This window comes from Tissierella sp. QWL-11 (assembly GCF_058683765.1).
Genome location: NZ_CM178750.1, coordinates 1,335,208 through 1,348,026 on the forward strand (window position 1 = coordinate 1,335,208; position 12,819 = coordinate 1,348,026).

The 12,819-nt window shown below is 29.3% G+C and carries 13 protein-coding genes; all 13 read left to right on the plus strand.

All coding sequences use genetic code 11. The features are described 5' to 3' along the window. Positions 1-80: 80 nt before the first annotated feature. The 13 genes from AC4PG3_RS06345 (at position 81) to msrA (ending at position 12,733) form a co-directional block, all read left to right on the plus strand. The gene (locus tag AC4PG3_RS06345; protein ID WP_492195837.1) at positions 81-1,061 is read left to right on the plus strand and encodes an RnfABCDGE type electron transport complex subunit D; all 981 of its coding nucleotides are present in this window, start codon (positions 81-83) and stop codon (positions 1,059-1,061) included. Beyond that, positions 1,058-1,663 (plus strand): RnfABCDGE type electron transport complex subunit G, encoded by a 606-nt coding sequence (locus tag AC4PG3_RS06350; protein ID WP_492195838.1) that lies wholly within the window; start codon positions 1,058-1,060, stop codon positions 1,661-1,663. The genes AC4PG3_RS06345 and AC4PG3_RS06350 overlap by 4 nt, the downstream gene beginning before the upstream one ends. Next, positions 1,664-2,284 carry an NADH:ubiquinone reductase (Na(+)-transporting) subunit D gene (locus AC4PG3_RS06355; protein ID WP_492195839.1) on the plus strand — a complete coding sequence of 207 codons (621 nt, stop codon included), beginning with the start codon at positions 1,664-1,666 and terminating at the stop codon, positions 2,282-2,284. Next, positions 2,281-2,871, plus strand: a complete 591-nt coding sequence (locus AC4PG3_RS06360) for an NADH:ubiquinone reductase (Na(+)-transporting) subunit E (protein ID WP_492195840.1) — start codon at positions 2,281-2,283, stop codon at positions 2,869-2,871. Before AC4PG3_RS06355 ends, AC4PG3_RS06360 begins: the two co-directional genes overlap by 4 nt. Before the next feature lie 10 nt (positions 2,872-2,881). Then, positions 2,882-3,982: an NADH:ubiquinone reductase (Na(+)-transporting) subunit F gene (locus AC4PG3_RS06365; RefSeq protein ID WP_492195841.1), complete on the plus strand. Its 1,101-nt coding sequence runs from the start codon at positions 2,882-2,884 to the stop codon at positions 3,980-3,982. A 94-nt stretch (positions 3,983-4,076) separates the two neighbouring features. Beyond that, the gene (locus AC4PG3_RS06370; RefSeq protein ID WP_492195842.1) at positions 4,077-5,423 is read left to right on the plus strand and encodes a GTP pyrophosphokinase; all 1,347 of its coding nucleotides are present in this window, start codon (positions 4,077-4,079) and stop codon (positions 5,421-5,423) included. 132 nt (positions 5,424-5,555) lie between these two features. Further along, positions 5,556-7,799, plus strand: coding sequence for a formate C-acetyltransferase (gene pflB / locus AC4PG3_RS06375; protein ID WP_492195843.1), 2,244 nt, complete (start codon positions 5,556-5,558; stop codon positions 7,797-7,799). An 18-nt stretch (positions 7,800-7,817) separates the two neighbouring features. Further along, positions 7,818-8,579, plus strand: coding sequence for a pyruvate formate-lyase-activating protein (gene pflA / locus AC4PG3_RS06380; protein ID WP_492195844.1), 762 nt, complete (start codon positions 7,818-7,820; stop codon positions 8,577-8,579). 27 nt (positions 8,580-8,606) lie between these two features. Then, entirely contained in the window at positions 8,607-9,326 is a 720-nt protein-coding gene (locus AC4PG3_RS06385; protein WP_492195845.1) for a Crp/Fnr family transcriptional regulator, read from the plus strand. A 67-nt stretch (positions 9,327-9,393) separates the two neighbouring features. Beyond that, the gene (locus tag AC4PG3_RS06390; RefSeq protein ID WP_492195846.1) at positions 9,394-11,166 is read left to right on the plus strand and encodes a DUF4153 domain-containing protein; all 1,773 of its coding nucleotides are present in this window, start codon (positions 9,394-9,396) and stop codon (positions 11,164-11,166) included. A gap of 24 nt (positions 11,167-11,190) precedes the next feature. Further along, complete coding sequence (locus AC4PG3_RS06395; RefSeq protein ID WP_492195847.1) at positions 11,191-11,565, plus strand: CidA/LrgA family protein; 375 nt, start codon at positions 11,191-11,193, stop codon at positions 11,563-11,565. Next, positions 11,546-12,238 carry an LrgB family protein gene (locus AC4PG3_RS06400; protein ID WP_492195848.1) on the plus strand — a complete coding sequence of 231 codons (693 nt, stop codon included), beginning with the start codon at positions 11,546-11,548 and terminating at the stop codon, positions 12,236-12,238. Before AC4PG3_RS06395 ends, AC4PG3_RS06400 begins: the two co-directional genes overlap by 20 nt. A gap of 18 nt (positions 12,239-12,256) precedes the next feature. After that, entirely contained in the window at positions 12,257-12,733 is a 477-nt protein-coding gene (gene msrA, locus AC4PG3_RS06405; protein WP_492195849.1) for a peptide-methionine (S)-S-oxide reductase MsrA, read from the plus strand. The last annotated feature ends 86 nt before the right edge of the window (positions 12,734-12,819 follow it).

Genomic DNA, 12,819 nt, shown 5'->3' on the forward strand with positions numbered 1-12,819 from the left:
TATGAGTAATTTAATCTTTAAGTGGTATATATTATATGAGCTTGTATTAAAAAGCAATAAATATTTATGGAGGTGGTTTTTTGTTTGAAGAATCAATATCGAAGATTTTTACCAAGCAAAAGATGATGAGAACTGTAATTCTTTCATTATTACCTATTATTCTTTTTTCAATTTATACATTTGGATGGAGAACTCTACTTTTATTATTAGTAGTAAGTATCTTTGGCATACTGACAGAGTATATATTTGAAAAAAAGAATAATAAAAAAGTATCAGAGGCGGTAATAGTAACTTGTATTTTATATACTATGACATTACCCCCAACTACACCTTACTGGATAGCAGTAGTAGGAATTATATTTGGGGTATTCTTTGGAAAAGAAGTATTTGGTGGCTTCGGTAGAAATGTATTTAACCCAGCTCTAGTAGCTAGAGCATTTGTCTATGTTAGTTTTCCTGCTCCTCTGACAATTTCATGGGCTAAGTCAAGTTTAGGTTTCCCAGGAGGATTTGCTACATATTTAACAGAGGGAGTAGATACAATATCTCAAGCTACGCCTATGCTTATATTTAGGGATACAGGAGATTTAAGTTCTTACTTTGATCTATTATTTGGAAATGTCTCAGGATCTATAGGAGAGACTAGTGCTATTCTTATATTATTAGCAGGTATATATTTAGTATACAAAAAAGTGGCATCATGGGAGATTATAACCGCTTGTTTCACAGGATTTATATTTTTAAGTACTATATTATATCTTTTAGGTAATCCTAATATTCCTAATCCTCTATTTGGAATATTGGCAGGTGGGTTTTTATTTGGTTCAATATTTATGGCCACAGATCCTATATCAGCTCCAAAGACTAAGGAGGGAAAATGGATATATGGGATTCTAATAGGGATTATAACAGTGATAATAAGAGGGTATTCCTTATTTGCAGGCGGGGTAATGTTTGCTATATTAATAATGAATACATTTGTCCCTATAATTGATGAAGGGATAAAAGCTTTTAATAAGAGAAAAAAATCAAAAGACAAAGAGAAGGGGGTAAGCATATGAAAAAATCATTTAGTTATCCTATACTTTTTATGTCTATAATCACAGCTGTATTTACATTTATACTTGCCTTTTTAAATTATAGTACAGCAGATAAAATTGACTTTCTACAGAAAACTGAATTGAGAGAGAAGATTCTCTATGTATTTGATATATCTATACCATCAGATGATCCAGAAGATATAGCTAAGGTATTTGATGAAAATGTAAAAGAAGAAAATTATAATGGAGAAAGTATTTACTATACAGAGGAAAATGGAGAAGTAGATGCTTATGCATTTCCAGTATCAGGATCTGGACTTTGGGGCAGTATAGAAGGTTATGTTGGCATTAGTAGTGACTATGACACAATATTAGGATTAGACTTTGTATCTCATTCTGAAACTCCTGGACTAGGTGGAAGAATATCAGAAGAAGACTATAAAGGACAATTTAGAAACTTAAAACTAACATCCACAGATGATGATATGTATTTGATTTACAATCCAGCTCCTGGGGGAAACTTAGATGCCATAACAGGGGCAACACTTACGTCAAAATCTGTATTGGATTTTCTAAATGAAGACATAAAAGATTTTATACAAAGTAGAAAGGGGAGAGAATAAATGTCTAAAAATGAGATAAAGACAATTTTTAGAATGGGGATTTGGGATGATAATCCAGTTTTTAGGCAGATATTGGGTATATGTTCAGCTTTAGCCGTCACAAATTTAATGCTAAATTCTCTTATTATGGGTTTAGGACTTATATTTGTAACTGCACTTTCTTCATTTACTATATCTGTTATAAGGCAATTTACTCCTAAGCATATTAGGATGATGATTCAGGTACTTATTATTTCTGTATATGTAATCATGGTAGATATATTTCTAAAGGCCTATTATCCTGAAATGAGTAAGGCTTTAGGTCCATATGTTGGGCTTATAATTACTAATTGTATAATAATGGGAAGAGCAGAGGCTTTTGCTCAAAAAAATCCTCCTTTTGCTTCTCTTTTAGACGGGATAGCTGCAGGTTTGGGATATACTTTTGTACTTTTAGTAATATCTTTTTTTAGAGAACTAATGGGATTTGGGACTATATTTGGAATTCCTGTAATGGGTAGTTGGTGGACACCTTGGACTATTATGATAATGCCCCCAGCAGCATTTTTCTTGCTGGCACTTATTATATGGGGAGCATATGAAATACAAAATAAAAAAGAAAAAGAGGTGGCTAAATCATGATAGAAGTCAATCCTTTTGTTATATTTATAGCTGCAATATTTACAAATAATATGATTTTAGCCAATTTCTTAGGTATGTGTTCTTTTATTGCAGTATCTAGAGAAATACCTACAGCTTTAGGCTTAGGACAGGCTGTGACATTTGTACTTACATTTACATCAATATTTAACTATATAATATATAAAAACATATTAGTTCCATTAAAATTAGAATATTTGAGATTTATTGTCTTTATAATTACTATAGCTGCATTTGTTCAATTAATAGAAATGGTATTAGAGAGATATTTACCAAATTTATATTATGCACTTGGTATATTTTTACCTTTAATAACTGTAAATTGTGCTATACTTGGGGTTTCTTTATTTATGATTATTAGAGATTATAATTTTTTACAGTCAGTAGGATTTAGCATAGGTTCAGGTATTGGGTGGACATTGGCGATAGTTGCTATGGCAGGTATTAGACAAAAGATTAAAAATGCTCCCATACCAGAAGGATTACAAGGACCTGGAATTACACTTATAATTACGGGCTTAATGGCTCTTGCTTTTATAGGTTTTTCTGGAATAGTTCAAATTCAGTAGGGAGGTTATTATGGATACTATACTTATTACAACTTTAGCACTTACAATTATTTCAGCTGTATTTGCATTATTACTTACCATAGCTGATAGAACTATAAATAATTATGGAGAAGTGAAGCTTGTTATAAATGAAGATAAAGAATTTACTATAGAAGGGGGAAATTCCCTTTTATCTTCTTTAACAGAAGAAAAGATATTTATACCCTCTGCCTGTGGAGGCAAGGGAACCTGTGGATATTGTAAGGTGAAAATTCAGGAGGGAGGAGGGCCTATACTTCCTACAGAGCTTCCATTTTTGACAAAAGAAGAACTAGACTCTAATACAAGACTCTCCTGTCAATGCAAGGTGAAAGAAGATATAAAAATACAAATACCAGAGGAATTATTTAATGTCAAGGAGTATTTTGCAACTGTAGAAGAGATAGAAGATTTAACAGATGTTATAAAAAGAGTGAGATTAAAACTTCCAGAAGGTGAAGAGATCAAGTTTAGACCTGGTCAATTTATTCAATTTAAAGCTCCTAAATATGATGGAAATAAAGAAGAGGTATACAGAGCTTACTCCATAGCATCTGCTCCTTTTGAGAAAGACATCATAGAGCTATTAATTGGATATGTACTAGATGGTATATGTACAACTTATGTTCATCAACATTTAAAAATAGGAGATACAGTTGAAATCAACGGACCCCATGGTGATTTTTACTTTGATGAGGATAGTGAAAATGAAATAATACTAGTAGCTGCTGGTACGGGAATGGCACCAATACTTGCTATACTCAAGTATATGGAGGAAAATAGTGTAGAGAGAAAAGCTACATTCTATTTTGGAGCTAAAACTCCAGATGACTTGTTTTTCCTTGATTATTTTAAATACCTAGAAGAAACGCTTTATGACTTTAAATTTATTCCTACGCTATCAAGAACTACAGAAGAACATAATTGGACTGGAGAAAAAGGAAGGGTAAATAATGCTATAGATAAATACTTAGATGATTCAGATAATAAAGAAGCTTATCTATGTGGAAGTCCAAAGATGATTCAATCAATGGTTGCATCCCTTACTGACAAGGGAATAGCTAAGGAGTTAATTTATTTTGATGAATTTTAATAATGAAAAATGGGAATCCGAGGATTCCCATTTTTAGAGTATTTTTTAAAACAGACTATGATATAATTAATTATAAGAGTTAAGGGGGGATACTATGAAATTAGAGTTGTTTGATTTTATTGATGATACCTTATTGTTGATAGATAAAAATCAGGATGTATTGGATGATGCAGCAAAAAAACTAGAAAAATTTTTCGATGATAGTCTTTCCATTAAAGATCATTTTTTAAATGTGAATTATAGAATAAAGTCTAAAGAGAGTTTAAGAGAAAAAATACTTAGACATAATTTTTATATAAAGTATGAAAACCCTGAAAATTTATTAGAAAATCTATCAGATTTAATAGGTATTAGAATAGAGTGTAGATTTATAGAGGATGAGAAAAAGATATATAATGATATTTTAAATTTGTTTACTATACAAGAAGAGGATGGGTATTATTCTAATCCATTAAATTCTTCTATAAAATTAAAATTAGGAGAGAAACAGCCTCAAATTCAAAAAAATGGATTTCAGATATATAAGATAGATGGAATGTATCTAAAAAATGGACTTAAAGTTAATTTTGAACTTCAAATTAAGTCATTAGTAAATATTTTTTGGGGAGACATAGATCATAGAATTTTATATAAAAATTTTAATTATATGCTTATAGAAGACTTTTTTAGAGATATAATGTCATCTATAAAAGATAATTTATCTATGATTGATAGGCAACTTATGGTAGTATTTAATCATCTAAATGGAATGGATGCAAGTGATGCGGCAAATAAAAGAGTTCAGCTTAAGGCTCTATTATCAAAGATAATCCATGATATATATATATCTAAAGTTAGAGAAGAAATTGGATTTGTCATAGACTTTAAGAAACAAACAGATGTAATAGTAAACTATTTATTTATGAAGGGGGAACCAGAACAATCTATAAATTATAGTAAAAATTTTTTACGAGTTCTAAATAGATTAAATGAAATAGGAAATGAAAAATTGACATTTAATAAATATATAGATTTTGAAAGGGAAATTTTCTACAGCGATGAATTTACTAGGAAGATTGGCTCTAAAATATTAGGAGTTATAAATAGAGATTTCAAGTGGAATTTATTTTTTAAAGTTATCTTTGACATAGAGCAAAAAGATAAGGCAGAAGATTTTGAAGGATTTTTAATATATTTGAGATATGTATTTCACAAGGGAATAATGGATCAAATTAAATCAAAGGAAATGACAGATGAAAATAAAGAGGAGATAGTTCACTGCATTTTAGATTGTATAGCAAATAATTTTAATGGAGAAATAGATATAAACTTTATAAATGAATGTAGCATAAATAATTTAAATACAAGAATATCTGACTTATTTAAAGATATAGATACTTATAACGCATGGTTAGAAAATAAAAATTATATAGTAGAAGAGATACTAAATCATAAAAATTAAGTACTTAGCCTAGGCTGAGTACTTTTTACTTTAAAAAGTGACCCTGGTCACTGCATCTAAATTTTCTTCCCTGTATAATTAAGTTAAGAAAACAAATTAAAAATTTATATATATAGATAGGAGATGAAGGTTATGGAACAATGGAATGGTTTCAAAACTGGGGAATGGGAAGAAAAGGTAAATGTGAGAGACTTTATACAAAAGAACTACTCTCCATATACTGAAGATGAAGGATTTTTAGCACCAATAAGTGAAAAGACAAAGATTATATGGGATAAAGCAGAAGAGATGATAAAAGAGGAAATATTGTCAAAAAGTGTTGATATTGATACAGATAATTTCTCAGGGATAAACAATTATGGACCTGGATATATAGATAAAGAAAATGAAATGATAGTAGGATTTCAAACTGATAAACCCTTAAAGAGAATCGTAAATCCATATGGGGGATACAGAATGGTAAAAAGCTCCCTTGATGCCTATGGTTATGAAATGGATAAAAAACTAGAAGATAATTTCAATGAATTTAGAAAAACTCATAATCAAGGTGTATTTGATGCTTATACCAAAGAGATGAGAGCTGCAAGAACTGTAGGGCTTTTAACAGGTCTTCCAGATGCATATGGAAGAGGTAGGATTATAGGTGACTACAGAAGGATAGCTCTTTATGGTATAGACTTTTTAAAACAAGAGAAAATAAAAGATAAAAATAGTTTAACAGGAAATGCAGATGAGAATACTTTAAGACTTAGAGAAGAATTATCTGAACAAATAAGAGCCTTAGATGAAATAAAACAAATGGCAGCTTCTTATGGAATTGATATTTCAAATCCAGCTAAAAATGCTCAAGAAGCAGTACAATTTTTATATTTTGGATATTTAGCAGCTATTAAGGAAAATAATGGTGCTGCAATGTCTTTAGGAAGAAATACTACATTCTTAGATATATATATACAAAGAGATTTAGACAAGGGACTAATTACAGAAGAAGACGCACAAGAATTAATAGATCAATTAGTTATAAAACTTAGAATGGCAAGACATCTAAGAACTCCAGAATATAATGAGTTATTTGCAGGAGATCCTAACTGGGTTACAGAATCAATAGGAGGTATGGGGGAAGACGGAAGAACATTAGTAACAAAGAGTTCTTATAGATTTCTTCATACTTTAGAGAACCTTTCACCAGCTCCTGAGCCAAATATGACTGTACTTTGGTCAATAAATCTACCAGAAACATTTAAAAAATATTGTGCTAAAATGAGTATAAAAACTGGCTCTATTCAATATGAAAATGATGACGAAATGAGACCTATATATGGAGATGACTATGGTATAGCTTGCTGTGTATCTGCAATGGAAATAGGTAAACAAATGCAGTTTTTTGGAGCTAGAACTAATTTAGCAAAAGCTTTACTATATGCAATAAATGGTGGAGTTGATGAAGTTAAAAAGTCAAAGGATGGAAAATTAATAAAATTAGTAGATGGTATAGAAAAAATAGATGACGAAATCTTAGACTATGATAAGGTTGTAAATAATTTCAATAAGGTTATGGAATCAGTTGCAAAACTTTATGTAAATACTATGAATACAATCCACTATATGCATGATAAATATGCATATGAAAAAGGTCAAATGGCTCTACATGACTCAATAGTTCATAGATATATGGCCTTTGGAGTGGCAGGTATATCAATAGTAGCAGACTCATTGAGTGCTATAAAGTATGGAAAGGTAAAGCCAATAAGAAATGAAGATGGATTGGCTATAGACTTTGAAATCGAAGGAGAATTTCCGAAGTTTGGAAATGATGATAATAGAGTAGATGATATAGCAGTAGAAGTTTTAAATAAATTTATGGATGAACTTAGAAAAACTCCTACCTATAGGGATTCAGAACATACCCTATCCGTATTAACTATCACATCAAATATAGTTTATGGTAAAAAGACAGGCTCTACTCCAGATGGTAGAAAAAAAGGAGAACCATTTGCTCCAGGTGCAAATCCAATGCATGGTAGAGATGAAAATGGAGCTTTAGCATCACTTAACTCTGTAGCAAAATTACCATACAAAGATGTATGTCAAGACGGTATATCAAATACTTTTTCTATAGTGCCTACAACTTTAGGAAAAGCAGACGAAGATAGAATAAACAATTTAGTAGGAATAATGGATGGATATTTTAGTCAACAAGCATTTCATTTAAATGTAAATGTATTAGATAGAGAACTTTTAATTGAAGCAATGGAAAATCCAGAAAAATATCCAAACCTTACAATAAGAGTATCAGGTTATGCAGTTCACTTTAATAGACTTACAAAGGAACAACAATTAGAAGTTATAAGCAGAACTTTCCACGAGAGAGTGTAGATAGAAAGGGTGATATAAATGACAGAAGCAAGATTACATTCAATTGAGACCATGGGACTTTTAGATGGACCAGGTATAAGGACAGTATTTTTCCTACAAGGATGTCCACTAAGATGTGCCTTTTGCCACAATCCAGACAGTCAAAGCATGTTCTCTAAAAAAAGAATAACTCCTGAAGAAGTGCTACAGACAGCAAAAAAATATCAACCCTACTATAAAAATACTGGTGGAGGAGTCACTTTTTCAGGAGGAGAACCTCTAGTGCAAGGAGAGTTTTTATTAGAAAGTTTAAAATTATTAAAGGCCAATGGATTTAATACTGCTATAGATACTAGTGGATATGGTGATGAAAGATATTATAAAGATATATTGAAATATACAGATGTGATCCTTTTAGATATTAAACATTTTGACAATGAAGGTTACAAAGATTTAACTGAGAAGTCAATGTCAAGATTCTTTAAATTTCTTACCTATTTAAAGGATTTTCATGGTACAATATGGATGAGACATGTCATGGTTCCAACTATAACTGATAATAAGGAGAGTATATATAAGCTCTTTGACAGGATAGCTCACTTGGCACACAAGATTGATAGATTTGAAATACTGCCATATCATAAAATGGGACTAGAAAAATATAAAGAGTTAAATATGGACTATCGCCTTGATGGAGTTCCAGAAATGGATAAAGAAAAGGCGAAAGAATTTGAGATGATTCTTATGGATCTTCTTAAAAGAGAAAAAACAAAGAAAAAAACTCAAAAGGACATTGTCTAATATATCTATAGTTAGTAGGTGATTTAGATGAAAACTTGTACAATTTGTAATACTCAATGTGAAAAATGTAATGGTAGTGGCTGTATTCATGAAATACCTTTGCTCTCAAGTTTAGATGAAGAAGAAATACGAGAGATATCCCAAGGAGTAACAAATATAAACTTTAAAAAAGGAGAGCAAATCTTTAATACAGGTGATAGAGCAGATAAATTGTATATAGTTTGCTCTGGAAAAATGAAAATATATAAATATCTATCTGATGGTAGAGAACAGATATTATATATATATTCTTCTGGAGATTTTGTAGGGGCCTTTAATCTTTTGAAAGAGGACGAATACAAATATAATGCGAAGGCTCTAGAAGATACAGTTATAAGCACTCTATCAAAGAGTAAATTTAATGAAATTGCAATTAAAAACCCAAATATAACTTTAAAGATATTAGAAAAAGCTTATGAAAGGATAAGATGGGCAGAAGATTTAGTCGACAGACTCTCCTCTCATAATGCAGATTCTAAAGTTGCAGGATTGTTATTAGATATGATAGAGGAGTTTGGTGAAGAAACTAAAAAGGGAACAATACTAAATCTCTTTATGAATAGAGAAGATATGGGAAATTATACAGGAATTTCAAGAGAGACTATGACTAGAAAACTACTCTTATTTCAAGAGCTAGGATATATAGAGTTAATAGGAAGTAAAAAAATATTAATATTAGATAAGGCAAAGTTAAAAGAACTATTATAATAGTTCTTTTAACTTTATTTATATTTGGGGAAAAAGGGTAATAATATATTATGGAGGTGTTTTTGAAATGAAACTAAGGCAAAGGACAACAAAGATAGTAAAAGACATACAAAACAGTTTTAGGAGATTTCCTGTAACTATATGGATCTCTTTTATTTTAGTAGCTGTATTGATTTTCTTAATTGAGGAAGAAGCTAATTTACCAAGGGTCATAAGAGATAGAGTGATAAGAGGAAGTATGGTTTTAGGCATGGGAATATTTTTATCTCTTATAATAGGATTAATAAATGAAAGGATCAATTTATCTAAAACTAGAAAATGGATAAATTATATATTAGGAATTATATTTTTAAGTTTATATTATATGTTTTTATTAAAAGATTTTAAAGAGTTTGAAATTATAAGGTATATAGGATTTATGATTACCTTTTTTATCCTTATTTTTTATATAGGAAAAGTTAAAAGAAATGATGGATATGAAAAGTATGTTGTAAGTATATTCTCAAGTATTGCAATAACAATGATATATTCTTTTGTATTATTATTTGGGATATTTTCTATGTTATTTACTATTTCTCAACTTTTTGATATAAGGGTGGATGGAAATTGGTATATATATACTTTTTTAATAATCTTTTTAATATTTGGGGTATCTTATTTTATATCTAAAATACCCTATGGAGATGAGAACTTTAAAGATTATAGCTATTCAAAGGCATTTATTATACTTTTATCTTTTATTGTAATACCACTTATTACAGTGTATTCAGCCATACTATATGCTTATTTTTTCAAGATATTGATTTCATGGCAGTGGCCTAAAGGTTTAGTATCCCATTTAGTTCTTTGGTATTCTAGTTTTAGTGTTGGGGTATTATTTTTAATAAATCCTATTGTAGAAGAAAATAATTTTTTGAAATCATTTAAGAAATATTTCCCTAAATTCATATTACCAATATTAATTATGATGTTTATATCTATAGGTCAAAGAATAAGTCAATATGGATTTACAGAGGAAAGGTATTTTGTAGTTGTTCTAGGAATATGGGTATTTGGTACAATGTTATATTTTTCATTTAAAAAATCTCTTAAAACTATAATAATTCCTATATCTCTATCCATATTAGTTTTAAACTCTGTCATTGGACCTATTAGTAGTTTTCAAATTTCAAAAAACAGCCAAAATTCACGACTTCAAGATATATTAGAGAGAAATAATATGATTGATGAAGGGCAAATAGTAGAGAATCCTGATATATCTAAGGAAGATAAAAGAGAAATAAATAATATAATTTATTATTTTGATAAGAATCATAGTCTGGAGGATATTAAAATTTTAAACAGTGATTATTCTACGGGCCAAACTGAGGAGATATTCGGTTTTAAATATGAGCCAAATATATATTATCAAATAGATACAGGAGAATATTTTTATCTAAATTCAGATTTAAAAAACAAAGTTATCCAAATAGAAGAATTTGACTATCAAATTGATATATCTTCTTGGGGTAATAAAGTAGTAGATCTAGAAATAAAAGAAGGAACAAAACTAAATTATAAAAATGAAATTGGAATATTAGAGATAAAAGATCAAGATGAAATTTTAATCTCTTTAGATCTGAATCAATTTGCCCTAGATATATATGAGGCTGAGAAGATAAAAGGTAATTTAGATATGCCAAATATAAATTATGAAGATATGACCTATGAAATAGATGAAGAAAAGATAAAAGCCAAATTGATATTTAATATTATATCAGGTAAAATAGAAGATGTAGATCATTCCTTTAAAATTGATAAGAATGTAGAGTTTACAATATTTATTGATTTTAGAGATTAGTATATAAGACATGGAGGAAAACTTTTGAATATTTTATCACAATTTGGAATTATATTGAGTATTTTGCTATTTTCCCAGGCAATACAAATATACTTTAATTTATCAATTCCTGCCACTATAATAGGAATGATAATATTATTATCTTTATTGCTCTTGGGAGTGATTAAGCTTAGATTTATAGAAAATATTTCTGACTTATTGCTTAAAAATTTGGCGATTTTATTTATACCAGCAGGTGTTGGGATAATGAAAGAATTACATCTTTTAAAAGGAAATATATTAGCTCTATTGTTTATTCTATTTGTAACCACAGTAGTAGTTATAGTAGTAACAGGGCTTACTACACAATATTTTATAAGAATAAGAGGGAAAAGACAAAATGGAAAAATATCTAAATAACCCTATATTTGGAGTAGCAATAACTATTATATTTTTTAATCTTAGTCAAAAAATAAATAAAAAATTTAGGACACCTATATTGAATCCAGTACTAATAAGTATAGTATCTATTATAGGCTTTCTGTATGTTTTTCGCCTAGACTATAGTGTATATAATAGGGGAGGAAATATTATTAATTTTTTTCTTGGACCTGCAACAGTTGTCTTAGCAGTTCCCTTATTTAGACAAATAAAATTGTTATTGGATAACTTTTTTGCCATAATAATAGGGATATTAGTAGGATCAACTTCAGGCCTCATATCTATAATTTTGTTAAGTAAATTATTTAATTTAGAGAATGTATTGATGTACTCACTTTTACCTAAATCTACTACTTCTGCAATTGCTATGGACATCTCAAAATCAATAGGTGGAAATCCGGCTATTACCATAGGATTTGTAATAATTACAGGAGTCTTTGGGTATATTATTGGTCCTAGCATACTTAAGCTAACAGGGATTAATAATAAGGTAGCAAAAGGAATATCTATGGGAACTGCTGCACATGTTATAGGTACTGCCAAGTCTTTAGAAATAAGTGAAGTAGAAGGAGCTATGGGTTCCCTTGCAATAGGTATTGCAGGACTTATGACTGTGTTTTTAGCACCTGTTTTGTTACTGTATATAAATTAAGATAGGAGGCTATGAAAGATGAAGGAAATATATTTAGCAGGTGGATGCTTTTGGGGAGTAGAAGAATATTTCTCAAGAATAAAAGGGGTATTAGATACAGAAGTAGGTTATGCAAATGGACATAAAGAAAACCCTAGTTATGAAGAAGTCTGCAGTGGAAATACTGGTCATACTGAGACCACATATATAAAGTATGATGAAGAAGAAGTATCTTTAAAATATTTATTAGAAAAGTTTTTTAGCATAATAGAGCCTACAAGTATAAATAAACAGGGCAATGATATAGGTAGCCAATATAGAACTGGTATCTATTATATTGATAAATTGGATTTGGAAATCATAAAAAAAGTATTAGAGCAAGAACAAACAAAATATAAAAAGAAAATCGCAACTGAAATTATGGATTTAAAATCATTTTATAAAGCAGAAGAATATCATCAAGATTATTTAAAGAAAAATCCAGGTGGATATTGTCATATAGATTTAAACAGTTAAACAAGGGAAAATTATTTTTAAAAAATATATTTTTAATAGAAGGATGATAATGTATACATTATATATTAAATAGTGTATTATAATAG